Source organism: Microbacterium sp. PA5 (assembly GCF_049860775.1).
Classification (GTDB): domain Bacteria; phylum Actinomycetota; class Actinomycetes; order Actinomycetales; family Microbacteriaceae; genus Microbacterium.
In genome coordinates, this window is record NZ_CP187567.1 from 2,243,999 (window position 1) to 2,267,275 (window position 23,277).

Below are 23,277 nucleotides of genomic sequence, written 5' to 3' on the forward strand. Positions count from 1 at the left end.
CCCTGAACGTGCACGGCCCGGCGCACTCCGCCGGGCCGTGCACGCGTCATCAATACCGAGGAGACTGGAGATCATGACGACCACCACGAGCCGGGCGTCGGCCGCACCGGCCAAGCAGCGCCCGGGCGACCGCTGGTTCTCGGGCACGGCGCTGGCGGCCGGGACGATGATCCTCGTCACGCTCGCCGCCGTCGCGATCTTCCTGATCGTCCAGTCCATCCCCGGCCTGACGGCCACATCCGCCACGGCGTCGATCCTCACGTCCGACTTCTGGGACTACGTGTGGCCGCTCGCCTTCGGCACGATCTGGGCGTCGATCCTCGCCCTCGTCATGGCGGTCCCCCTGTCGGTGGCGGTCGCCCTCTTCATCTCGCACTACGCGCCCCGCCGCCTGGCACAGGGGCTCGGCTACATCGTCGATCTCCTGGCCGCTGTCCCCTCGGTCGTGTTCGGCCTCTGGGGCATCCTCGTCCTCGCTCCGGCGGTGCAGCCGGTGTACGCGTGGCTCAACGTCAACGCCGGGTGGTTCCCCCTGTTCGCGGGCACCGTCTCCGGCACCGGCCGCACGATCTTCACCGCCGCGATCGTCCTGGCCGTCATGGTCGTGCCGATCATCACCGCGATCTGTCGAGAGATCTTCCTCCAGACCCCGGTGCTCCACGAAGAGGCCGCCCTCGCCCTCGGCGCCACCCGCTGGGAGATGGTGAGGATGGCCGTGTTCCCGTTCGGGCGCTCGGGCATCGTCTCGGCGTCGATGCTCGGCCTCGGACGCGCGCTCGGGGAGACCATGGCCGTGGCCATGGTGCTCTCGGTCGCGAACATCGTCACGTTCCGTCTCTTCACCGCGGAGAACCCCGGGACGATCCCGGCGAACATCGCGCTCACCTTCCCTGAGGCGTACGGCACCAACATCAACGTGCTCATCGCCACCGGCCTGATCCTCTTCGTCGTGACGTTCGCCGTCAACGCGGTGGCCCGCTGGATCGTCAGCCGCCGCAAGGAATTCTCGGGAGCCAACTGATGTCCGCCGTCTCCGCTCCGCCCCAGGGACCGACGATCGTCTCCGCCTCGCGGCCCACCCGCTCGCTCACGAGCGGGCACCTCCCCCGCTGGACCCCGTGGGCGCTCCTCGCCGGCACGGCGGGCCTGAGCGCGCTGCTGTTCGGCGTGCTGTCGCTCGCCTCCGACGGCGAGTTCGCCGTCGCCGGATGGGCCGTCGTCACGGGAGTCGTCTACCTCGTTCTGATCACGGTCGTCTCGAGCCTCGTCGAGGGCCGTCGGCGCGGTGTCGACCGGCTGGTGACCGGCGTCGTCACCGTCGCGTTCCTGATCGCGATGATCCCGCTCGTGTCGGTCGCCTGGACCGTCGTCGTCAACGGCGTGGCGGGCGTCTCGGCGGACTTCTACTCCATGTCGATGCGCAACGTCGTCGGCGAGGGCGGCGGCGCCCTGCACGCGATCGTCGGGACGCTGCTCATCACGCTCGCCGCGGCGGTCATCTCGATCCCGATCGGCCTGTTCACCGCGATCTACCTGATCGAGTACGGCGAGGGGAAGCGCCTGGCGCGCGGCATCACCTTCCTCGTCGACGTGATGACGGGCATCCCCTCGATCGTCGCGGGCCTGTTCGCGTACGCGGTCTTCGCGCTCTTCTTCGGCCCGGGCATCCGGCTGGGCATCATGGGCTCGGTCGCCCTCGCCGTGCTGATGATCCCTGTCGTCGTGCGCTCCAGCGAGGAGATGCTGCGGCTCGTGCCCAACGAGCTGCGCGAGGCCTCCTATGCGCTCGGCGTGCCCAAATGGCTCACCATCGTCAAGGTCGTGCTGCCGACCTCGATCGCCGGGATCACGACGGGCATCATGCTCTCTATCTCCCGCGTGATCGGCGAGACGGCACCGCTGCTGCTGACGGCCGGCGTCACCGCCTCGATGAACTACAACCTGTTCGAGGGCCGCATGATGAGCCTTCCGGTCTTCGCCTACGCGCAGTTCATGAACCAGGGCATCCCCGCGCAGGCGTACGTCGACCGCGCCTGGGCCGCCGCCCTCACCCTCATCCTGATCGTCATGGTGCTGAACCTCCTCGCGCGACTGATCGCGCGGGTTTTCGCCCCCAAGTTCGGCCGCTGACCGGCATCCGCTCCTTCCAGAAAGAACCCGACGTGTCCAAGAGCATCGAAGTCAACGACCTCAACGTCTACTACAGCGATTTCCTCGCCGTCGAAGGCGTGTCCCTCGAGATCCAGCCGCGCAGCGTGACCGCGTTCATCGGCCCCTCCGGCTGCGGCAAGTCCACGTTCCTGCGCACCCTCAACCGCATGCACGAGGTCATCCCCGGTGCGCGCGTCGAGGGCGAGGTCCTCCTCGACGGCGACGACCTGTACGGCCCCGGCGTCGACCCGGTGCTGGTGCGCCGGCAGGTGGGCATGGTCTTCCAGCGCCCCAACCCGTTCCCGACGATGAGCATCAAGGAGAACGTGCTGGCGGGCGTCAAGCTCAACAACAAGAAGCTCTCCAAGGGCGACGCCGACGCGCTCGTCGAGCAGTCGCTGCGCGGCGCCAACCTCTGGAACGAGGTGAAGGACCGCCTCGAGAAGCCCGGCTCCGGCCTGTCGGGCGGTCAGCAGCAGCGTCTGTGCATCGCGCGCGCGATCGCCGTGTCTCCGGACGTGCTCCTCATGGACGAGCCGTGCTCGGCCCTGGATCCGATCTCGACCTTCGCGATCGAGGAGCTCATCCAGGAGCTCAAGAAGGAGTACACGATCGTCATCGTGACCCACAACATGCAGCAGGCGAGCCGCGTCTCCGACAAGACGGCGTTCTTCAACATCGCCGGCACCGGCAAACCCGGCAAGCTCATCGAGTACGACGAGACGGGCACCATCTTCACCACCCCGTCGGTCCAGGCCACCGAGGACTACGTCTCCGGCCGCTTCGGCTGATCAGCCACGCCCACCACCACGGTTGTCCCACTTACGGTGGCCGTTGTCCCGATCTCAGCGGACCCTGTCCCATTTCCGGCTGCTTCCGCCTCGGCGAAGCGACCGGAAGTGGGACATCGTCGTTCCGGCGGGGCTCAGTCGCGCGGGCTCAGCAGGTAGGCGTTGAGGGAGGCGGTGAGCTCGGCATCGTGCGGGAGCGCCGCGCCGTCGACGGCGATGACGGGAGCGGCCAGGCGGACGCTCGACACGAGCCACGCCGCATCGGCCGACGCCAGGTCCGCGGCCGGGACCGTCTCGTAGGCGGTGGCGAACCCGCGGGCCTCCAGGTGCTCGAACAGGCTCAGCTGGGTCGTGCCGTGCAGGATGCCGCCGTTGGGGGCGGGCGTGACGAACGTGTCGCCCCGGCGCAGGATGAGCGAGGCCGTCGGCGCCTCCAGCACGAAGCCGTCGGACGAGACGAACACCGCATCGTCGGCGCCGCGGCGCTTGGCCTCGCGGATGGCGGCCATGTTCACCGCGTACGACAGCGTCTTGGCCCCCAGCAGCAGCCACGGCGCACGGGCGGGCACATCGATGTCGTAGCCCCGGTCGAGCGTCACGACGCGGATGCCGTCGGTGCGGGCCGCAGTGAAGTCCGCCGCCGAGGCGACCGTCACCCACGCGGTCGGTGCCGGGCCGTGCTCCACGCCGCGGCTGAGGATCAGCTTGATGACCGCCTCGCCCGAGCCGGCGTGCGCGGCGGCTCGCGCCACAGCCTCTCGCCACTGCCCGACGTGGGGCGCCGGAAGGTCGCACAGCCGGGCGGAGTGCGCGAGACGGTCGAGGTGGGCCTCGACCTCCTGCGCGTGCCCGTCGACGACACCGATCGACTCGAAGATGCCGTCGCCGCGCTGCGTGCTGAGCTCGCCCACGGTCAGCGCCGGCGCCGACGGGTCGATCTCCGCGAACGTCGGCGAGAAGTCGGTGTCGGCGGCATCCGCGTCGACAGGGGTGATCATGAGGGCGTATCGCCAGGCCATGGCTAGAGCCTAGGCCGGGTGCGGGGAACGGGTGCGAGGCCGGACGCGTGGCGAAAGCAGGGCGGATCGACCCCGGCCCGTCCCGCAGGGGTAGATCGCATCGATCGACCCTGCTTTCGGCACGGGAATAGGTCGGCGCGAGGTCCGGTTACACTGGTACAGCCGGGCCGCAGTAACCCCGGGCTCCATCTTTTGCCGCTTCGAGCGGCACCGCGCCGAGAGGCGTTCTGCGGCCCGGCATCTTCATGCCCACCGCGAGCCCCGACCGGCGCACGTGCCGCGCGGCTCCGCGGGTCAGGTGAGCGAGTCCCGGCGCCACAGGGCGGCAGCGGCGGACAGGTCCTCGGCGTAGGTCGTCAGCCGCAGCGCGCGGGTCGTGAACGCGGTCGCCCGCTCGGGCTCGGTGCGGTCGTGGTCGTCGGCGAGGTCGGCGGCGCCCGCCGCCTCCACGCGGCAGAACGACGCCGCCCGCTCCAGCGCGACGGCGAAGTCGCCGCTGAACACCCCGCGCAGGATGGAGTCGCTGAGCGAGACCAGCTCGTCCGGTCCGGCCGGGGTCGGCGCACCGGCCACCACATGATCGGCGGTCGCCAGGCGCACCCGGCCCCGCTCGTACAGCAGCGCCGCGGATCGGGCGTCGTCGTGGACCATCAGCTGCAGCAGGTAGAGCCGCCACAGGGTGCCGGGCAGCGACTTCGCGGGCGCCCGCGACCAGAGCTCCGCGATCGTGTCGATCCCGTGCTCGTCGGTGAAGGCGATCAGACGGTCGACGACCGCATCGGCCGGCTCTTCCCGCACCCGCGACAGGAGGGCCACCGCCGTGGCGTGCGCCACGCGCGACACCTCCGCGGGGTCCTCGGCGCTGAAGAGTCGGTCGAACAGCTCGGCGGGTCGCCGAACGGGCTTGTGGAAGGCGCGGGGGTCGTCGGACATCGCCTTCCAGGCTACCCGCGTGAGATCACGCCTCGGCCGGGACGATCGCCACGATGGGATCGGTGGTCGGCGCCCCGTCGGGGGAACCGCCCTCCTGCTCGACCGTCACGGCCACGCCGTCGCCGGTCTGGATCTCGCCCGCGAGGAGGGCCGTCGCCTCACCGTCGGCCGAGTCGAAGGTGCCTGCGGAGACGGGCGTGCCGTCGCGCAGGAACCACATCTCGAACGTCCGGTCGGCCTCGATCTCGGGAAGCCCGGAGGCGACGATCACCGCTTCGCCCAGGGACGGCGACCAGTGGAGCGTCGCCTCGCCGCCGCCGCTGAGCTCGCTCGTGGCCTCCTGCGCGTCGGGCGCCGCCTCGATCTGGGCGAGCGTGGCGACCGCGGGAGGCGTGCGGAGGGCGTCGGTGACCGCGCCCACACCCCAGCCGATGCCGACGAGGAGGGCGATCGAGGCGACGAGGGCGAACATGCCGCGCGTCCACGTGCGGCGCTGGATGGCCTGGACGATCTCGGTCGGCGGAGCTGCCGCACGCAGGGCGGCCTCTTCGGGTGCGGCCTTCTCGGGGATGGGCGGCGTCGCCGGCGCGTCCGCCTCGTCGGCCGGCGCGTCCACCTCGGCGTACTGCGGGAGGGCGACGGTGTCGTCGGCGGGGACGGCGGCGCGCGGGAGGGCGACGGTGTCGTCAGCGGGGGCGGCGGCGCGAGGGAGGGCGACGGTGTCGTCCGCGAGGACGGCGGCCCGAGGGAGGGCGACGGTGTCGTCCGCGGCGGAGTCGTCGGCGGCCCGGTCGTCCGCGGGGGCCGAAGCCTCCACCGGCGACTCGGCATCGGCACGGATCAGGCGGAGCAGCTGCGAGCGCATCGCCAGCGGGGGCGCCACCGGGGCGACCGACTCGCCGAGGGTGGCGGCCGTCTCGAGGTCGGCGTCGACGATCCCCTGCCATTCGGGGTGCTCGCGCAGAGCCTCCTGGAAGGCGGCCTCGTCGTCGGGGGACAGTGCGCCGAGGGCGCGGCCTGCCGACAGGTCGGCGAAGTCCTGGATGTTCATACGGTCACCCCCATCTCGGTGCGCAGGCGCGACAGGCCGTCGCGCATTCGGGTCTTGATCGTTCCGAGCGGAGTCCCGCTCATGGCAGCGATCTCGCTCTGAGAGTAGCCGCCGAAGTAGGCGAGGGTCAGTGCTTCCCGCTGCAGCTCAGGCAGGGCCTGCAGCGCCCGGGCCACGCGCCGACTCTCGATGCGCAGCTCGACCTGTTCCTCCACTCCGGCGGCCGCGGTGTTCAGCTCCCGCATGCCGGCGCGCACGTCCCGTTCCCCGGCCGCTTGCGCGGACCGGACCCGGTCGACGGCCCGTCGGTGTGCGATCGTGAGAACCCACGACCTCCCTTGTCCTCTATTCGGAGCGAACGAGCCAGCGGATTGCCACACTTCGAGGAAGACCTCCTGCAGTACTTCCTCGCTCTGCGCGCGGTCCACGAGCACGCGCAGGATCAGGCCGAACACGCGGGAGGAGAGCATGTCGTAGAGGCTGCCGAAGGCGCTCTCGTCACGGTCGGCGATGCGCATGAGCAGCTCCGCCACGCGATCGGCGCTCTCGCCGTCCTCGCGCACTTCCACCCCGTCGATGACCATCTCGACAAGCATGCACCATCTCCTCGATCAACTCCGAACCCTTGCTCATCCGAACGTGAATGAGTAGACCTCGACTCCGGCGGGCACCTCGAGCGTGATGACGCCCTCGCGGGCATCGCCGGGCTCCAGCACCGCGTAGGAGCGCGGGGTGCCGCCCACGTCGATCGTGGAGGTCTCCCCGTCGACATCGGCGGTGATGGTTCCCTCGCCCGCCGCCACGATGCGGACCTCGGACGCGCGGTACGTCAGGCGCACCCGGGCCTCGTCGCCGGTCGGGGTCACGAACTGGGTCTGCACGTTCCATCCGCCGTCGAGCGCGAAGGTGTCCGGCGCCTGGTCGGCCGGGAACGCGAAGGTGTCCTCGCCCTGGCCGTACGCGTCGGGACCGGCGAAGTTGCGGTCCTTCGACGAGCCGAGGAACGTCTCGGGCGTCGTCGATCCGACGTCCGGCGTCGTGTCGTCCACATCGGTCGCGGCCGGGAGCGAGACGCCCGGGTCGGCGTCTTCGAGCAGCTCGCGGATCATCTTCTCGGTCGCCGCGTAGTTCCCCTCACCGAACGAGATGTGGCGCACGGTGCCCGACGCATCGATCAGGTAGTGGGCCGGCCAGTAGCGGTTGCGGTAGTTCGTCCACGTCGACAGGTTGTTGTCGAGCGCGACCGGGTACGTGATCCCGAAGTCGCGGGCGCCGGCCTCGACGTTCGCGGCGTCCTTCTCGAACGCGTACTCGGGCGAGTGGATGCCGATGACCTGCAGCCCCGCATCGCGGTAGGCCTCATCCCACGCGACGACGTGCGGAATCGAGCGCTGGCAGTTGATGCAGGAGTAGGCCCAGAAGTCGATGAGCACGACCTCGCCGCGGAGCTCGGCGAGGTCGATGCCCTCGCCGCCGGGCGTGTTCAGCCACTTCTCGATGCCCTTGATCGACGGCGCCGTGCCGCACGACTCCAGCTCGTCGGCGCCGTTCGTGCACTTGTCGAGGTCGCGGTTCTCGTCGTTCACGAGACCGCCGAGCCCCAGCGCCTCCGCGGCCTGCTCGTTGTCGGTCAGGTCGCGCTGCAGCTGCGCGGTGTAGTCGGGCAGCAGCCGCTGCAGCGCCTGCGGCACGTTGAAGACCAGGCCGACGGCGAGCGCCAGCATCGCGACGCCCGCGGCGATCCGGAGGCCCCGCTCGCGCTTGCGGAAGGCGCGGATCCGCTCGACCAGTCCCCGACCGGCCAGCGCGAACACCAGCAGCGGGATCGCGACGCCGATCGCGAAGGATGCCGTGAGCAGCACCGTGTCGGCGCCGATGCGCCCGGTCGCGCCGGCGACGATGATGGCGGCGAGCACCGGACCCGCGCACGGGACGAAGACGGCGCCCAGCGCGAGGCCCACCCCGAATCCGCTCCCCCGGTTCTGCACCTCGCGGCGCGGCAGCCACTGGAACGGCTTCTCGAGGATCTGCTCGAACCGAGGGATGAGAAGGCCGACGCCGATCACCACCAGCACCGCGATCCCGACCCAGCGGATGATGTCCTGCGGCAGGTTCAGCAGACCGAGGATCAGCGAGCCGACGAGCGTGACGAGCGTGAAGCTCACCACGAGGCCCAGGATCACGAGATACGGGCGGCTGCGGCGCGCCGGGAGCGGACCGTCGTCGGCCGAGGCGCCGTCGCCCTTGTCGAACCGGGCGGACTGCGCGCCGCCCGTGAGGAAGATGACCGGGAGCACGGGCAGGATGCACGGCGAGATGCCCGTGATCAGTCCCCCCAGCAGGCCGATGATGATCAGATCCATGTTCTCCCTCTTTCGTCGGGAGTCATTCGTGGGCGAGCGCGCATCGGATTGATTCCGACGGTGTTCGCAGTTCTTCCCATCCGATCTCGACAGGGCTCCGAAGAACCCCTGAAGCCGCCAGAGGAGGCGGCCCTGAGAAACGGAGAAAAGCCATGCTCAGCACCAAGAAGACCACCGCAGCCCTCGCCCTCACCTTCGCCGCGGCGTTCGCGCTGGCCGGTTGTTCCATGGGCGGAACCACCGCAGAGGAGTCCACGGCTCCGGAGCCCTCGATGAGCGAGAGCGCCCCCGCCATGGAGAACGACCCCGCCGCCAACCTCGTGGGCCCCGGCTGCGCCGACTACGCCGAGGCCGTTCCGGACGGTGCCGGCTCGGTTCAGGGCATGTCGCAGGACCCGGTCGCCGTCGCGGCGTCCAACAACCCGCTCCTGACGACGCTCGTCTCGGCCGTCAGCGGCCAGCTGAACCCCGACGTCAACCTCGTCGACACCCTCAACGGTGACGAGTTCACCGTCTTCGCGCCGGTCGACGACGCCTTCGCCAAGATCGACGCCGACACCATCGAGGTCCTCAAGACCGACAGCGACCTGCTGAGCTCGATCCTCACCTACCACGTCGTCCCCGGCCAGATCGAGCCCGCCGACATCGCCGGCATGCACACCACGGTCAACGGCGCCGACGTCGAGGTCACCGGCTCGGGCGACGCGCTCATGGTCAACGACGCCAGCGTCATCTGCGGTGGCGTGCAGACCGCCAACGCGACCGTCTACCTCATCGACACGGTGCTGATGCCGCCGACCGAGTGATCCCGCTTCCCGTTCCGGTATCGGGGATTTTCGGACGGTGAGCACGACGGCACCCGCTGGAGCGCAGAGCTTCGGCGGGTGCCGTTCGTGTGCGGTGAGGTCGGTAGGCTGGATCCCGAGGGCCTCTAGCTCAGTCGGTAGAGCATCGGACTTTTAATCCGCGGGTCGTGGGTTCGAGCCCCACGGGGCCCACCTGTCAGACACGAGATCACGTCGTAGTGTCGTATTCGCGGCTCGCCGTTCGTTGCATCGGTAGGCGGTTCGAAACGGATCGCTGCGACCGACGCGCCATGCGGCGGCCGCCATCTCGACAAGAGGAGACGACAGTGCCGAACTACCTGATCGCGTTCAACGACGAGTGGGTTCCGCCGCAGACCGCCGAGCAGCTCCAGAGCAAGAGCCAGGCGTCGATGGCGGTGCTCGAGGAGATGAAGCAGGCGGGAGTGTTCGTCTTCGCCGACGGCGGCATCGACGCGTCGACGGCACTGTTCAGCGTGGAGCTGGCCGACGGCGAGCCGGTGTTCACCGACGGCCCGTACACCGAGACGAAGGAGCACCTCGGCGGGTTCACCGTGATCGACGTGCCCACCGACGACGACGCACGCCACTGGGCCGGGCGCCTGGCGGCCTCCCTCGACTGGCCGCAGGAGGTGCATCGCTTCCCGAGCGGCGTGGTGGAGATCATCGACCGGCAGACCCCCGAGGCCGGGTGACCGCTTCTCCCGCCTCACACGGGATCACCCGCGCGCACCGCGAGGAGTGGGCGCGGGTGGTGGCGGGTCTTGCCCGTCGCTTCGGCGACCTGGAGCTCGCCGAAGACGCTGCAGCCGACGCGTTCGTCGCCGCCGTCGAGCTCTGGCCACGCGACGGCGTGCCGCCGAACCCGGGAGCCTGGCTCACCACCACCGCCACTCGCAAGGCGATCGATCGAGTGCGGCGGGAGTCTCAGCGCGGTCGCAAGCACGACGAGGCGCAGATGCTGGTCGATGACGACCCTCCCCCACCGATCGGCGCCGTGGACGACGACCGGCTCCGACTGCTGTTCATCTGCTGCCACCCCGCGCTGAAGATGTCGGCGCGGGTCGCCCTGACACTGCGGATGGTCGGCGGACTCACGGTCGCCGAGATCGCCCGGGCGTTCTTCGTGCCGACGACCACGATGGCCCGGCGCATCACCCGCGCCAAACGCACTCTCGCCACCGCGCGCGTCCCGTTCCGGATGCCGTCGGCGGACGACGTGCGGGAGCGGCTGGCGGGCGTGCTCGCCGTGGTCTTCCTGATCTTCAACGAGGGCTACCTGTCGACCTCCGGTGACGACGCGATGAGGGTCGAGCTGAGCGAGGAGGCGATCCGCCTGGCGCGCCTGCTGCGAGAGCTCCTCCCTGAAGAGGGCGAGGTCGCGGGGCTCCTCGCACTGACGCTGCTCATCGACGCGCGCCGCGCTGCGCGCGTGTCGCCCGACGGCCAACTGGTGACCCTTGCCGAGCAGGACCGCAGCCTCTGGAGTCGGGAGCGCATCGCCGAGGGGCACGCGATCGTGCACGAGCGGATCGCCGCGGTCGCCGACGGCTCCGCCTCGCCCGGTCGCTACCAGCTGCTGGCGGCGATCAACGCCGTGCACACCGATGCCGCCTCGGCCGGAGAGACCGACTGGCGGCAGGTCGTCGCCCTGTACGACAGGCTGCTCACCGTCGATGCCTCGCCGATCGTCAGACTGAACCGCGCCGTCGCGGCGGCCGAACTCCACGGGGCCGCCGAGGCCCTGGAGGAGGTCACGCGACTCGCCGACGTGCTGTCGGGCTACCACGCCTTCCACGCCGCACGGGCCGATCTGCTGCGCCGTATCGACCGCGTCGACGACGCACGGCGAGCCTACGACCGCGCCATCGCCCTCGCCGGCAATCCCGCCGAACGCGCCTACCTCTCGCGTCGCAGCGACGACCTCCCCGGTTGAGGACGGACGGGCGAGAGCACGGTCGCCGTTCCTCCGGGTGAGGATGGATGTGTGGATTCTGCTGCAGCACGCTTCATCGACCACACGCTGCGGTCCGAGGCGTCGGAGTGGCGCACGTGGGCGGACGGCGATGCGTCCGTCGGTGGACTGTCGGTGTACGGCGCCTCGATCGGTGCGATCCGAGGCACTGTTCGAGATGCGCTGCGTCGGCATCGGGATCTTCCGCACGACGACATCACGGCGCTTGCGTCGGAACTGTGGGCGGTTCCGGTTTTCGAGCGCCGCCTAGCGGCGATCGTGCTGCTGCAGAGTGAGATCGGCGCCCTGACCGGGAACGACCTCACCCGCATCGAGGGGTTCCTCCGCGACGCGCGGATCCCACAGCTCATCGAGCCGCTCACTCTCGATGTCGTCCAGCCTCTGCTTCGCCGGCTGACGGGACCGGAGGCCGACCGAGCGCACCGCATCGTCACTCGATGGGCGGCGTCGAGTGTCGACGGACTGCGCGCCGCCGCCGCACTGCTGTGAGCCCGCGCGGTGCGACCTCCCCCGCATAGCGGTGGCACCCAGGGCGGAGTACGGTTCGAGCATCGACCGCGGGAGACGCAGATGTCCGATGTCCTCAGCCCCAGCAACCCTCTCGAGCCCGTGCCAGGAGTGGCCTCATTCCGCGACGACTCGCCGTCGGCGATCGCGAGCCGCGCCGCGCAGTACCTCGGCATGTCGGCGTATGCGTTCGGCGGCGATGATCTCGCTCTTGCGATGCAGGAGGATGCGGATGCGCTGGGCGTCCCCCACGTGGGTCCCGCGCCGCCGCAACTGGAGGAGTGGTTCGAGGAGAATCGCCTCGATGACCTGACGGATCAGGCTTTGCGGCACCATGCGGGCACGTCCTGGGATGGCGGGTTCGATCCCGATGCGGCAGCGGCGCTCTGGGAGGAGCTCAATGCCACCCATCTCCCCACCACACTCCTCGCGCTGCTCAATTACGCGCAACGCAGCGACCAGCGCCTCGAGTCCGTCGCAGCGGCCGGCAGCCTCGCCATCGTCACCGAACGGCAGACGAGCGCACCACCGGAGACCCTGCTCCTCGGCCTCGAGTCCGCCGATCCACTCACCCGTGGCGTCGCCGCGGCGCTCGCGGGCTGGGAGACTGCGGGCCCGTCGTCGTCCGGCGACACAGCACGCGAGCGAATCGTCGGGCCGACGAGCGTTCCCATCCATGGCACCTGGGGATTGGTGACAGACACCGGCTGGCACAAGCCGCATTCGCCTCTTCACGACCATCTCCGTTCGTCGGTCACCCCGAACCTCTACTCCGACGACACGTACTTCGTCTGGAGCGGGGAGTACTCGGAGCAGGGACGCGCGGACGGCGCCCGCGACCTCGCCCTCTGGCGCGACCTCGTCTCCGATGCCGGCTGGCTCGACACCGTCTACGCGCACAGCCACGGCGGAAACGTCGCGCTCAGCTCGCTCGCCGACGGCAACCAGATCAAGATGCTGGTGCTCCTTCACACCCCCGCGATCCATCGCTCCGACGAGGAATGGGCGACGATCCGCGGCAACGTCGGCGGAGTGATCACGATGCGAACACGCATGGACCTCGTCGTGCTCGGTGATTCGCTCCGGCACTTCGAGAATCGGTTGAAGTTCAATCCGCGCAAGCTGCCTCACTTCCCGGTGGTCGGTCACTGGGCACACAAGGATGCCTGGCTGTCGCACGCCCACTACGTCACCGTGGACAACTGGATCACCGAAGACCTCGCCGATATCGTGAGGACTCGCTACGCCCTCATCGGGCGGAGTTGACCCCCGGGCACCCTTGCGCCTACCCGGATCCTCGGAGAGCCTGAGGACATGTGGGATCGCGAATCAGCCGCCGCCGCCGCTCGGGAGTGGATGGACCGCTACATCCACGCGTGGACGACCAACGACCCGGACGACGTCCGCTCGCTGTTCACGCCGGACGCGGAGTACCGTGACGGTCCGTCGACACCGCCCTGGGTCGGTCACGACGCCATCCTGGCGGGGTGGCTCGGTCAGAAGGACGATCCCGGCACCTGGAGCTTCGACTACGAGCTCACCGCGGTGGACGGGGATGTCGCCGTGATCCGAGGCCGGACGGAGTACCCGACCGCGACGGAGAAGAACCACATCTACGACAACCTCATGGTGATCCGACTGGACGCCGACGGGCGAGCGCAGTCGTTCACCGATTGGTGGGTGACGCCCGACGCCGGGACGGACGGCTGAGATCGGGCGAAGGGCGCAAAGAAAAAGCCCCGACTGCTACCACACAGCCGGGGCGAGACGAATGAGAAGTCCGCCTATCCCGATCATCGTATCGCGCCCACCTGGGAGGTGCCTGCGGGCAGCCTCGCCCCGCGTGACGCGGTCGTCGCATCAGCCCCCGACGGTCGAGACGAGCACGCCGCTGTCGGTCGGCAGCACGCGCCAGACATTGCCCGCGCCCTCGACCCGCAGCCCGCCGTCGCCCACGATCAGCGCGGTGCGCTCGTCGATGCCGAGTGCGCCGGTGACGAGGCCGGCCTCGGCGGCGGCGATCACGCGGGAGAGCACGCCGCGCTGGGCGACGTGGACCTCGATCGTCACGTCGACGAGGCCGATGCCCGCGTCGAGCTCGAGCTCCTCGCCGGGCTCGGCGGCGTCCTCCGGCGACACGACGACGCCCCCGATGCGGGTCCCGCTCCCGAGCGAACGCTCCCCCGCGATCATCGCGCCCGCCGAGACGCCGAGATAGGGGACGCCGGCGGCGACGTGTCGGCGGATCCGATCGAACACCGGCTCGAGCCCCGCGCGCACCGTCTCGACGTTGCCGCCGCCCACCGCGATGCCGTCGACGTCGTCGACCGCGTCCTGCGCGATCGGCTCTCCGGCGCGGCCGGCGGTCAGCTTCAGGTCGATGGCGGCACCGCCGCCGGCCACGACGAGCAGCTCGCCGAGCGCTGCCGCCTTCTCCTCGGCCTCGGGGTGGAGTGAGATCACGGCGATGCGCGCCCGCTCGCGGCCGGCGGCCTCGGCCCGCCTCGCGGCTTCCCTGACGAATGAGGCGTGGAGCGGAGCGTCGGCGCTCGTCGTCGCGCCTCCGCCGATGAGGTGGATGCTCATGCGGCACCGGCTCCGTGGCGAGGGGTGTTCGAGGTCATCCCCAGAGGCTAGCCGGTCGCCGGCCGAGGCGCGGACCCGGTCGGCGGCAGCGCGGCGAGCGCGGTCGCCGCGACGGCGCGGACCTGTTCGCGAGTACCGCCGTCGCGCGCCATCCCGGACATCCCGCGCATGACGGCGACGATGTAGGCCGCGAGGGCGGCCGTATCCGTGGACGCGGGCAGATCGCCCTCGCTGACGCCTCGATCGAGCCGTTGACGGATCTTGTCCTGCACCACCTCGCGCTGGGATGCGAGGCGGGGCTCGGTGAGCAGCAAGCAGCCCGGCGGCGTCGAGGCATCGGTGTGCGCGCGGGCCGTGTCGTCCAAGAGGCGCGCGATCGACGCCCGCGTATCGGAGAGCTGAGCAGCGGCATCGACTCCGTCGCACGTGCGGGCGAAGTAGACGCCCGCCGCTTCCTCGAAGAGCGCCTGCTTGTCGCCGAACGCCGCATACAGGCTGGGCGGGTTCACCCCCGTCGCCTCCGTCAGCTCGGCGATCGACGTCCGATCGAATCCTCGGCGCCAGAACAGCTCGACCGCGGTCGCCAACGCGGCATCGCGATCGAAGCTCCGCGGTCGTCCGGCCATGTGCCGAGCCTAACATTAGTGATCGCTACAGAACTCTGTTACGGTCGACGAATAGATAGTGATCGCTACAGAAAGGCTCTCCTGTGAACGTCGAAGGTCGGAACATCCTCATCACCGGCGCGAACCGCGGCATCGGCGCGGCATTCGTCGAAGAGGCGAAACGGCGCGGAGCGGCGAAGATCTACGCGGCCGCGCGTGACGTGGACAGCATCGCCGCCGCCGGTGTCGAGCGCCTCCGGATCGATGTCACCGACCCGCAGCAGATCGCCGCAGCCGTCGAGGCGGCCGGCGACGTGCACATCCTGGTCAACAACGCCGGCATCTCCACGAGCACGCCGCTGGTGACGGGAGACGAAGAGAGCATCCGCCGCGAGATGGACACCAACTTCTTCGGCCCTCTGCGCATGACCCGCGCCTTCGCACCCGTGCTCGCCCGTGGCGGCGGCGGCGCGATCGTCAACGTGATCTCCGCGCTGTCGTGGTTCACGACCCCGATGTCCGGCGCGTACGCCGCGTCGAAGGCGGCGGCCTGGGCCCTGACCGACAGCACCCGCCTCGAGCTGACCGCCCAGGGCACGCACGTGGTGGCCGTGCACATGGGACTGGTGGACACCGACATGTCCAGCGGCTTCAACGGTCCGAAGGTCGCGCCTCTCGCGGTCGCACACGCCGCTCTGGGCGCCGTCGAGTCGGGCACGCAGGAAGTGCTGGCCGACGACTGGTCGATCTTCGTCAAGTCCGGACTGACTCTCGCCCCGGCCGAGCGCTACGAACAGATCCTGGGAGCGCTGCGCGGCTGACGGCATCGACCACGTCGGGCCGCCCGCCGCTCAGCGCACCGCGGTCTCCGTCGCGCGCTCCTGGCTGCTCGCCGCGCGCGCACGGGAGCGCGCGACGATCCGGCCGCGGATGGCGAAGGCGAGCACCACGGCCAGCACGACGTAGAGGCCGACGCTGATCGGGCTGTGCACGAGGATCGAGAAGTCGCCGTTCGCGCTCATCGCGGCATCCCGCAGGCTCGTCTCCGCCAGCGGCCCGAGGACCATGCCGATGATGAGCGGCGCGAGCGGGAAGTCCAGCGCCCGCAGCAGGAAGCCGACGACGCCGATGCCCAGCAGGATCAGCAGATCGACGAGCGACCCCGACGTGGCGTAGATGCCGAGTGCGCAGAAGACGGTGATGCCCGCGAAGAGGTAGGGGCGCGGGATGAGCAGGAGCTTGGCCCACAGCATCGCGAACGGCAGGTTCAGGATCAGCAGCACCACCATGGCGATGAAGAAGCTCGCCAGCAGCGACCACACGAGGTCGGGGGCGCGGTCGAACAGGAGCGGTCCCGGCTGCAGCCCGTACTGCCGGAACGCGGCGAGCATGATGGCGGCCGTGGCCGAGACCGGCAGTCCGAGCGCGAGGAGCGCGCCCATGGCCATGCCCGTGGTCGAGTTGCCCGCGGCCTCGGGTGCGGCCAGCCCGCGGATGGCTCCCGTGCCGAACTGCGGGTGCGGGCGACGCGCGTCGAGCCGCTTCTCGAGGCCGTAGGCGAGGAAGGTGGGGATCTCCGAGCCGCCCGCGGGGATCACGCCGAACGGCAGGCCGATCGCGGTGCCCCGCAGCCACGCGGGGGTCGCCTCGCGGAGGTCCTTGCGGCTGAGCCACGGGCGCCCGGTGGGGCGGAGCATCTTCTTGTCGGAGGTGTGGCGCTCGAGGCAGGCCACGTAGATGACCTCGCCGAGGGCCAGGATGCCGACGGTCACGGTGACCAGCGACACCCCGTCGAACAGGTACGGCGAGTCCATCGTGAAGCGCGGAGCGCCCGAGACGCCGTCGACGCCGATCACGGCGATGCCGAGGCCGATGAAGAGGGCCGTGAGCCCCTTCAGCGCGTTGTCGGTGACCACCGACGACGTCGCCGCGAAGGCGAAGACGGCGAGCGCGAAGAACTCGGCGGGGCCGAAGCGGCTCGAGAAGTCGGCCAGCGCCGGCGCGAGGAACACCAGCACGATGCAGGCGACGAACCCGCCGATGAAGGCGCCGATGGCGGCGGTCGCGAGAGCCTGAGCCGCCCGTCCGTTGAGGGCCATCTTGTGCCCCTCGAAGGTGGAGGCGATCGCCGAGGCCTGCCCCGGCGTGTTCATGAGGATGCCCATCGTCGAGTCGCCGAACAGGCCGCCGAAGTACACGCCGGCGAACATGATGAACGCGGCCGTCGGGTCGAGCGAGAACGTGATGGGGAGCAGGAGCGCCACCGCCATCGAGGAGCCGAGTCCCGGCAGCACGCCGACCGCGGTGCCCAGCACGCAGCCGATCAGCACCCACATGAGGTTGATCGGCGTGAACGCGCCGAGGAACCCCTCACCGAGCATCTGCAGTGCGTCCATGTCAGAAACCTCCGAGGATGCCCGACGGCAGCGGCAGGCCGAGGACCATGTCGAAGCCGATGTAGGCGAGGGAACTCATCGTCAGTCCGACGACGAGGCTGGCCAGTGGCTTGGTGGAGCCGAAGCCGCGGGCGACGCACCAGAACAGCAGGCCCGCCGCGATGACCCATCCGAGCACGTCGAGCAGGAGCGCGAAGGCTAAGAACGAGCCGATGATCCACAGGAACGAGCGCACGTCGATCCGCACCGCACGCGGCTCGGCGGGCGCCTCCTCACCCGCTTCGGCGGCGAGGAGCTCGGCGACGTGCGGGTCGGGCAGGCTGCGCACCTCACGGATGCCCGACACCGCCAGCGCCACCGCGAACGCGTAGAGACCCGCCGTGATGATGGCCGGGAAGAACTGCGGCCCGGGGAAGTCGGCCGAGCTCGGCACGCGCATCGTGAAGATGCCGACCAGGAGATACGTGGCGAAGGCGGCCACGACGACCGGCATCGTGAGCGCCTTGGCCAGCGCGGCGATGCCAGGGCGCGAGACGATGCGCAGGCGGTCGCCGAGGACAGCGGATGCCGATGTGGGGTTGGGGGGGAAGGTCACAGGCCCATCTCCTCGTACAGGGTGCGGATGCGGCTCTCCTCGTCGTCGAGGAAGTCCGCGAGCTCGTCACCGGTGATGACGCGCTCGGTCCAGCGGTAGCGATCGATGGCATCGCGCCACTGCGGCGTCTCGACGCTGTCGACGACGAGCCGGGTGAGGCTGTCCTCCTCCGACGCGCTGAGTCCCGCGGGCGCCGCCACCATGCGCCAGTTGGTGAGGGTGACGTCGTAGCCCTGATCGACCGCCGTGGGGATGTCGATGCCGTCGACGGGGTCCTGAGCGACGAACGCGAGGGCGCGCAGGCGTCCGGCCTCGATCTGGTCGATGTTGTCGGGGTACCCGCCCGCCGCGGCCTTCGCGGTGCCGTTGAGCAGGGCCTGGATGGCCTCGCCGCCGCCGTCGGACGAGATGTACGTGGTCTCCAGCGGGTCGATCCCCGCGGCCAGGGCGAGGTCGGTCACGACGAGCTGGTCGAACGATCCGCCGCCCGTCCACGGCAGGGCCTTCGGATCGTCGCGCCACGCCGCCACGAGGTCGTCGAGCGTCTCGTACGGGGAATCGGCGGGCACGACGATGACGTCGTACTCCTCGACGATGACCGCCAGCGGGGTGACGTCGTCCAGGGTCGCCGCGGAGTCGAACTGGATGGTGGCGGCGAGCAGCCCCGTGCCGCCGACGAGCAGGTTGTTCGGCTGGCCGCTCAGCACCGAGACGTTGCCCAGCGCGATCGTGCCGCCCGCTCCCGGCATGTTCACCACCTGCACGTTGTTGACGAGGCCGTTCGCCTTCTGCGCCTGCTGGAGCTCGCGCGCCACCCCGTCCCAGCCGCCGCCGGCGGCCGCGGGGGCGATGATCGTCATCGACGCGCTGATGTCCTGCCCGGACGCGGCCGAGCTGATCGAGCCGAACACAGCGACACCGACGGCGGCCGCGGCGATCGCGCCGCCGAGGGCGCGGCCGATCAGTCGTGCGGGCCCGGATCTGGGGGGAAGGGGCTGCGGTGTCATCTCTGCTCCATTCGCGCGGACATCGTCGTCGCCGCGGGATCGACCTAGGATGGCACCGCCGGTCCGAGGTGCGGCGGCGCGGGCGAATTGTTCTCTTAAACGCCGTCAGCAGACCGGCGGTGCGTCTCGACGGGGAGTGTGATGACCATGGCGATGCGGCCGAGCCCGCGGGCGATCCGCCTGGCGATGATCCTCCTCCCCTCGGTCGTGACCCTCGCGGCGCTGGCCGCGACGGTCATGGTGGCCCTCTGGCTGCAGGAGAAGAGCATCCGCGACGCCACCGCCGAGCGGGTGCAGGAGGTCGCGTCCAGCCTCGCGGCGCTGCCGCAGGTGCGCGCCACCCTCGCCTCGACCGTCGACGCGGGCACCCCGGGCGACCTCGCCGACGCCGCGGATCTCGCCACGGCGACGGAGACCCTGCAGCCCATCGCCGACCTCGTCGCCCAGGCCGCGGGCGTGTACTACGCCGTGATCACCGACGACGAGGGCGTGCGCATCACGCATCCGCTCGCCTCCGAGCGCGGCGTCCAGGTCTCGACCACGAACGAGTCCGTGCTCGCGGGCACGCCGTTCCTCGGAACGGAGACGGGTCCGTCCGGCCGCTCGCTGCGCGCGAAGGTGCCGGTGCGCGGTGCCGACGGCGACGTCGTCGGGATGGTCGCGGTGGGCGTGCTCGAATCCGACATCGAATCGGAGCGCATGGAGGCGCTCACCGGCCTCCTCCCCTGGGCGGCCGGCGCCCTCGTCGTCGCGACGATCGCGAGCTCGCTGCTGACCGCCGCCGTCGAGCGACGTTTCCGCCGGCTCGACGGACTGGCCGCCGAGCACGCGCAGATGCAGCGCACGACCGCCGCACTGCAGGAGCAGGCCCACGAGTTCCACACCCGGCTGCACGTCGTGCACGGGCTGGTCACCCACGGGGAGCCCCGCGCCGCGCTGGACTACATCGAAGACGTCGTCGCCGTGAGCGACGCGACGCCGCCCGATGGCCGCGGCGGCGCCGGGGACGGCGTTCCGGGAACCGCGCTGCGGGAAGCCGCGATGCACGCCGTGCGTGCCGATCTCCTCGAGCGCGGCGCGCTCGCCGAGTTCGACGTCGAGCCCGGCGTCCACGTCGACGACGACGTCGTCTCGATCCTCACCAACCTCAGCCGCAACGCCGGCGAGGCGGGCGCCACGCGCGTGCGCTGCACGCTCCGGCAGTCCGGCGACCGGCTGTACGGCGTCGTGGAGGACGACGGCCCGGGCGTCGATCGGCACGTCGCCGCGCGGATCTTCACCCGGGGGCTGTCGTCCAAGGCGGACACCGGGGGACGCGGACGCGGGATCGGGCTGGACCTGGTGCGCCGCCTCGTCACCTCCCGCGACGGCTCGGTCGAGGTGGGCGCGTCGACGCTCGGCGGCGCGCGGTTCTCCTTCGAGCTGGAGGTGCGCCCGTGAGCGCGCCCATCCGCGTGCTGGTCGTGGACGACGACCGCGGCGCACGCGCGCTGCACGCCGGGTTCGTCGCCGCGACGCCCGGCTTCGTCGTCACCGGGACCGCGGCGACCGGCGCGGAGGCGCTCTCGCTCGCGACCGCCGCCGATCTCGTGCTGCTCGACATGCGGCTGCCCGACATCAGCGGCGTCGAGGTGATCCACCGCCTGCGCACGATGGGCGAGGGCGAGCCGGACGTCCTCGTGATCAGCTCCTCGCGAGACCAGACCACCGTCCGGCAGGCCATGGCGGGGCGGGTGGTGGGGTACCTCATCAAGCCGTTCACGCGAGCCGCGCTGCAGGAGCGGCTCGTGCACTACGCCGCCACGCGCGCCGAGCGGCCGGAGACGCCGCGCGACGTGCCCCTCGGGCAGGGTGAGATCGACCGGCTGTTCACCGGCGGCATCCGCACCGCCCGGCGCTCGCCCGCGGCGCTGCCGAAGGGGCTCGCCCCGACGACCCTCGAACGCGTGGTCGCGGCGCTGGACCCCGTCATCGCCCGGACGGCCGCGCAGGTCGCGACGGAGTGCGGACTCTCGTCGGCGACCGCGCACCGCTACCTCACCCATCTCGTCGAGACCGGCGCGATCGACATCGCCCACCGCTACGGACGCCGAGGGCGGCCGCAGGTCCTGTACCGGCTGACCCCGGACACCGCTCCGTCCGGCCCCGGCGAGGCACCGGGCGCTCGCTAGGCTTGCTACATGATCGTGTCCTGGCGTGCCCGCGCCGCAGGGATCGTCGCGATCGTCGCCCTGCTGATCGGTGCGGCGCTCGTCGTGCTCGGAGCCCCCGCAGACACCTCGGCATCCGTCGGGTGGTTCGCGTACCAGCCGTTGGCGGCGCAGGCGTTCTTCCCCCAGGGCGGCATCTCGCTCTCGCTCACGAGCCTGGCGGGCATCCTGCTGGGAGCCGCCGGGCTGACCGTCCTCGCGTTCTCGACGGGCCGATGGGTCCGGCGACGCCGCGAGGCGACGCAGCCATACGCCCGTCGGCGCATCAGGACCGCCTGGTGGGGCGTCGCCGCGGTGGTCGTGGTCGGCGCGATCCTCACGTTCACGGGGTGGCCCGCTCCGCAGCCGCTCTTCTCTCTCGATGACTCGTACATCGCCTTCGCCGACGGCTGGTCGCCCGCCTCCGCCGACGGCTTGCTCCTCGGCGGCTTCCTCCTCGCACCCGTCGCGCTCATCGGCCTCCTCCTCGTGCTGGGCGCGCTCGCGATCTCGGCCTTCCTGATGGGCCTCACGCGCACACCGCCCCCGACGGCTACGCCCTCGACGTGATGACAGTCGTTGTCGGGTCCGGCCCGCCGAGGCGGCAACGACTGTCAGCAGACCACGCAACGGCTCACACGGATGACAGTCGTTGTCGTATCCCGTCGGTCGAAGCGGCAACGAGTGTCAGCGCACCCGCCCGCGCGAGCCCACGACGCGGCCCCGCCCCGCGCCGCGGAGCACGTCCTGACGGAGGGGCGATCTGGCAAGGGGGGTGAACTCCCGGTCGAAAGGTGATCAGGTGTCGTAGGTGAACACCACTCCGACCTCTTCCACCGACGCCGACGCCTCCGCCGACGCCGAGACCGCGACCCCGCCGACGGACGCACGGCGCGCCGCCGTGGTCTACAACCCCGTCAAGATCGACCTGGACGCCGTGCGAGCGGCCGTCGCCGCCGAGCAGGAGGCGGCGGGATGGGCGGAGACGCTCTGGTTCGAGACCAGCATCGAGGACCCCGGCGGCGGCGCGACCGCCGACGCTCTCGCGGAGGACGTGGACATGATCATCGTCGCCGGCGGCGACGGCACCGTGCGCGCGGTGGCCGAGGCCCTCGCCGACCACGACGTCCCGCTCGCACTGCTCCCCTCCGGCACCGGCAACCTGCTGGCCCGCAACCTGAAGCTCACCCTCGACGACCTCACGCACTCGCTGAACTCCGCCTTCACGGGGCAGGACCGCCGCATCGACCTCGGACGGATCGAGATCCGCCGCGAGAACGGCGACACCGACCGTCACGCCTACCTCGTCATGGCGGGGCTCGGCCTCGACGCGAAGATGCTCGCCCACACCGACGACGAGCTGAAGGCGAAGATCGGCTGGCTGGCGTACGTGAAGGCCATCGTCCTCGCGCTCCGCGACAAGAACCAGCTCCGCATCCGCTACAAGCTCGACGACGAGCGCACGCGCTCCCTGCGCGCGCACACCGTCATCATGGGCAACTGCGGTGCCCTGCAGGCGAACATCCTGCTGCTCCCCGACGCCGCCGTCGACGACGGCGAGCTCGACATCCTGCTCCTGCGCCCCGAGGGCGTCGTGAGCTGGGCGCAGATCGTGACGAAGATCATCTGGGAGAACGGCGTGCTCAGCCGCACACGGCTCGGCCGTCGGCTGCGCACCAACGAGGTGCGGGCGCTGAACTACATCAAGGGCCGGCGCTTCACCATGCTCGCCAACCGCCCCGAGCTGATCCAGCTCGACGGCGACGAGTTCGGGCAGACGACCGCGATCCGCACCTGGGTCGACCCGGGCGCGTTGACGGTGCGCGTTCCCGCGGAGGACTGACGCGCCCCGGCCGCGGGACCCTGCACGATCGGAACGCGTTGGCAAGCCCCGTGCCAGCGAGCGCCGGCGGGTGTCTGATCGGAGTCCACGACGAGAGGACCCCCGATGGCTGACGGAACCGAGCAGGAGGACGTCGCCTCACCCGACGCCTCTGCACCTCAGCGCAACGACGCCCCCGACAAGCCCGCGCCCGATCCCGAGGGCGTGCTGCCCGAGACGACGGACGACGAGGGCATGCCGCTGGACAACCCGTCCGGCTGACGATCGAACCACGACCTGGAGGTCACCCATGAACGAGGAACACCACGGCTCGAACGACGCCGATCACACCGACGCGCACGCGGACAGCGCGGCAGCGGCTGGCTCGGAATCGCCCGAAGAAGGCCAGGCGGCCGAGGATGCCGCGGCGGACGCGGTCGACGGGCACGACGACGCGTAGCCC

Annotated in this window: 26 protein-coding genes and 1 tRNA gene; 17 read left to right on the top strand and 10 right to left on the bottom strand. The window is 70.8% G+C overall.

The genetic code is table 11. The features are described from left to right. Positions 1 to 73: 73 nt before the first annotated feature. From pstC to pstB, 3 genes are read left to right on the top strand one after another with little or no spacing between them, the layout of a single operon-like run. Positions 74 to 1,021 carry a phosphate ABC transporter permease subunit PstC gene (pstC, locus tag ACPWUT_RS10620; RefSeq protein ID WP_284527890.1) on the top strand — a complete coding sequence of 316 codons (948 nt, stop codon included), beginning with the start codon at positions 74 to 76 and terminating at the stop codon, positions 1,019 to 1,021. Beyond that, positions 1,021 to 2,130, top strand: coding sequence for a phosphate ABC transporter permease PstA (gene pstA, locus ACPWUT_RS10625; RefSeq protein ID WP_284527891.1), 1,110 nt, complete (start codon positions 1,021 to 1,023; stop codon positions 2,128 to 2,130). The genes pstC and pstA overlap by 1 nt, the downstream gene beginning before the upstream one ends. Before the next feature lie 32 nt (positions 2,131 to 2,162). Then, positions 2,163 to 2,942 (top strand): phosphate ABC transporter ATP-binding protein PstB, encoded by a 780-nt coding sequence (gene pstB, locus ACPWUT_RS10630; RefSeq protein ID WP_284527892.1) that lies wholly within the window; start codon positions 2,163 to 2,165, stop codon positions 2,940 to 2,942. A 134-nt stretch (positions 2,943 to 3,076) separates the two neighbouring features. Here the strand turns inward: pstB and ACPWUT_RS10635 are convergent, their stop codons facing one another. From ACPWUT_RS10635 to ACPWUT_RS10655, 5 genes are all read right to left on the bottom strand, one after another. Then, entirely contained in the window at positions 3,077 to 3,961 is an 885-nt protein-coding gene (locus ACPWUT_RS10635; protein WP_425837369.1) for an aminodeoxychorismate lyase, read from the bottom strand. 294 nt (positions 3,962 to 4,255) lie between these two features. Then, positions 4,256 to 4,894, bottom strand: coding sequence for a DNA-directed RNA polymerase subunit beta (locus ACPWUT_RS10640; protein ID WP_284527894.1), 639 nt, complete (start codon positions 4,892 to 4,894; stop codon positions 4,256 to 4,258). A gap of 25 nt (positions 4,895 to 4,919) precedes the next feature. Beyond that, positions 4,920 to 5,945, bottom strand: a complete 1,026-nt coding sequence (locus tag ACPWUT_RS10645; protein ID WP_425837372.1) for an anti-sigma factor domain-containing protein — start codon at positions 5,943 to 5,945, stop codon at positions 4,920 to 4,922. Then, positions 5,942 to 6,541: an ECF RNA polymerase sigma factor SigK gene (gene sigK, locus ACPWUT_RS10650; protein WP_284527896.1), complete on the bottom strand. Its 600-nt coding sequence runs from the start codon at positions 6,539 to 6,541 to the stop codon at positions 5,942 to 5,944. Before sigK ends, ACPWUT_RS10645 begins: the two co-directional genes overlap by 4 nt. Before the next feature lie 33 nt (positions 6,542 to 6,574). Next, positions 6,575 to 8,308, bottom strand: a complete 1,734-nt coding sequence (locus ACPWUT_RS10655; protein ID WP_425837376.1) for a cytochrome c biogenesis protein DipZ — start codon at positions 8,306 to 8,308, stop codon at positions 6,575 to 6,577. Between the two features lie 152 nt (positions 8,309 to 8,460). Between ACPWUT_RS10655 and ACPWUT_RS10660 the strand changes: the two genes are divergently transcribed. The 7 genes from ACPWUT_RS10660 to ACPWUT_RS10690 all read left to right on the top strand — a co-directional run bounded on the left by ACPWUT_RS10660 (position 8,461) and on the right by ACPWUT_RS10690 (position 13,324). Further along, entirely contained in the window at positions 8,461 to 9,114 is a 654-nt protein-coding gene (locus tag ACPWUT_RS10660; protein ID WP_284527898.1) for a fasciclin domain-containing protein, read from the top strand. Between the two features lie 119 nt (positions 9,115 to 9,233). Beyond that, positions 9,234 to 9,306: transfer RNA gene (locus tag ACPWUT_RS10665), tRNA-Lys, on the top strand. Positions 9,307 to 9,440: 134 nt separating this feature from the next. Continuing rightward, positions 9,441 to 9,827 (top strand): YciI family protein, encoded by a 387-nt coding sequence (locus ACPWUT_RS10670; protein WP_284527899.1) that lies wholly within the window; start codon positions 9,441 to 9,443, stop codon positions 9,825 to 9,827. Further along, positions 9,824 to 11,068, top strand: a complete 1,245-nt coding sequence (locus ACPWUT_RS10675) for an RNA polymerase sigma factor (RefSeq protein WP_425837382.1) — start codon at positions 9,824 to 9,826, stop codon at positions 11,066 to 11,068. Before ACPWUT_RS10670 ends, ACPWUT_RS10675 begins: the two co-directional genes overlap by 4 nt. A gap of 51 nt (positions 11,069 to 11,119) precedes the next feature. Beyond that, positions 11,120 to 11,596 carry a DNA alkylation repair protein gene (locus ACPWUT_RS10680; RefSeq protein ID WP_284527901.1) on the top strand — a complete coding sequence of 159 codons (477 nt, stop codon included), beginning with the start codon at positions 11,120 to 11,122 and terminating at the stop codon, positions 11,594 to 11,596. A gap of 192 nt (positions 11,597 to 11,788) precedes the next feature. Beyond that, positions 11,789 to 12,880 (top strand): hypothetical protein, encoded by a 1,092-nt coding sequence (locus ACPWUT_RS10685; protein WP_425837386.1) that lies wholly within the window; start codon positions 11,789 to 11,791, stop codon positions 12,878 to 12,880. Between the two features lie 48 nt (positions 12,881 to 12,928). Then, a complete protein-coding gene (locus ACPWUT_RS10690) occupies positions 12,929 to 13,324 on the top strand; it encodes a nuclear transport factor 2 family protein (RefSeq protein ID WP_284527903.1) in 396 nt (131 codons plus the stop codon). A 150-nt stretch (positions 13,325 to 13,474) separates the two neighbouring features. Here ACPWUT_RS10690 and ACPWUT_RS10695 read toward each other — a convergent pair whose 3' ends face one another. Further along, a complete protein-coding gene (locus ACPWUT_RS10695) occupies positions 13,475 to 14,200 on the bottom strand; it encodes a Type 1 glutamine amidotransferase-like domain-containing protein (RefSeq protein ID WP_425837389.1) in 726 nt (241 codons plus the stop codon). Positions 14,201 to 14,247: 47 nt separating this feature from the next. Continuing rightward, a complete protein-coding gene (locus ACPWUT_RS10700; RefSeq protein ID WP_284527905.1) occupies positions 14,248 to 14,826 on the bottom strand; it encodes a TetR/AcrR family transcriptional regulator in 579 nt (192 codons plus the stop codon). Between the two features lie 83 nt (positions 14,827 to 14,909). Between ACPWUT_RS10700 and ACPWUT_RS10705 the strand changes: the two genes are divergently transcribed. After that, on the top strand, positions 14,910 to 15,626 hold the full coding sequence (locus ACPWUT_RS10705) for an SDR family oxidoreductase (RefSeq protein ID WP_425837393.1): 717 nt from the start codon (positions 14,910 to 14,912) through the stop codon (positions 15,624 to 15,626). Between the two features lie 30 nt (positions 15,627 to 15,656). Here the strand turns inward: ACPWUT_RS10705 and ACPWUT_RS10710 are convergent, their stop codons facing one another. Genes ACPWUT_RS10710 through ACPWUT_RS10720 form a run of 3 tightly spaced genes read right to left on the bottom strand, consistent with a single transcriptional unit; the run spans position 15,657 to position 18,803 of the window. Beyond that, positions 15,657 to 17,201, bottom strand: coding sequence for a tripartite tricarboxylate transporter permease (locus ACPWUT_RS10710; protein WP_284527907.1), 1,545 nt, complete (start codon positions 17,199 to 17,201; stop codon positions 15,657 to 15,659). 1 nt (position 17,202) lies between these two features. After that, positions 17,203 to 17,796 carry a tripartite tricarboxylate transporter TctB family protein gene (locus ACPWUT_RS10715; RefSeq protein WP_425837396.1) on the bottom strand — a complete coding sequence of 198 codons (594 nt, stop codon included), beginning with the start codon at positions 17,794 to 17,796 and terminating at the stop codon, positions 17,203 to 17,205. After that, complete coding sequence (locus tag ACPWUT_RS10720) at positions 17,793 to 18,803, bottom strand: tripartite tricarboxylate transporter substrate binding protein (protein WP_425837399.1); 1,011 nt, start codon at positions 18,801 to 18,803, stop codon at positions 17,793 to 17,795. Before ACPWUT_RS10720 ends, ACPWUT_RS10715 begins: the two co-directional genes overlap by 4 nt. A gap of 141 nt (positions 18,804 to 18,944) precedes the next feature. Here ACPWUT_RS10720 and ACPWUT_RS10725 point away from each other — a divergent pair, with 141 nt between their 5' ends. The 6 genes from ACPWUT_RS10725 to ACPWUT_RS10750 all read left to right on the top strand — a co-directional run bounded on the left by ACPWUT_RS10725 (position 18,945) and on the right by ACPWUT_RS10750 (position 23,274). Then, a complete protein-coding gene (locus ACPWUT_RS10725; protein WP_425837402.1) occupies positions 18,945 to 20,243 on the top strand; it encodes an ATP-binding protein in 1,299 nt (432 codons plus the stop codon). After that, entirely contained in the window at positions 20,240 to 20,974 is a 735-nt protein-coding gene (locus ACPWUT_RS10730) for a response regulator (RefSeq protein WP_425837405.1), read from the top strand. Before ACPWUT_RS10725 ends, ACPWUT_RS10730 begins: the two co-directional genes overlap by 4 nt. A gap of 9 nt (positions 20,975 to 20,983) precedes the next feature. After that, positions 20,984 to 21,562 (top strand): hypothetical protein, encoded by a 579-nt coding sequence (locus tag ACPWUT_RS10735; RefSeq protein WP_425837408.1) that lies wholly within the window; start codon positions 20,984 to 20,986, stop codon positions 21,560 to 21,562. 241 nt (positions 21,563 to 21,803) lie between these two features. Next, positions 21,804 to 22,835: a diacylglycerol/lipid kinase family protein gene (locus ACPWUT_RS10740; protein WP_425837411.1), complete on the top strand. Its 1,032-nt coding sequence runs from the start codon at positions 21,804 to 21,806 to the stop codon at positions 22,833 to 22,835. A 105-nt stretch (positions 22,836 to 22,940) separates the two neighbouring features. Continuing rightward, positions 22,941 to 23,096 (top strand): hypothetical protein, encoded by a 156-nt coding sequence (locus ACPWUT_RS10745; protein WP_284527913.1) that lies wholly within the window; start codon positions 22,941 to 22,943, stop codon positions 23,094 to 23,096. Positions 23,097 to 23,124: 28 nt separating this feature from the next. After that, positions 23,125 to 23,274 carry a hypothetical protein gene (locus tag ACPWUT_RS10750; protein WP_284527914.1) on the top strand — a complete coding sequence of 50 codons (150 nt, stop codon included), beginning with the start codon at positions 23,125 to 23,127 and terminating at the stop codon, positions 23,272 to 23,274. Positions 23,275 to 23,277: the final 3 nt, after the last annotated feature.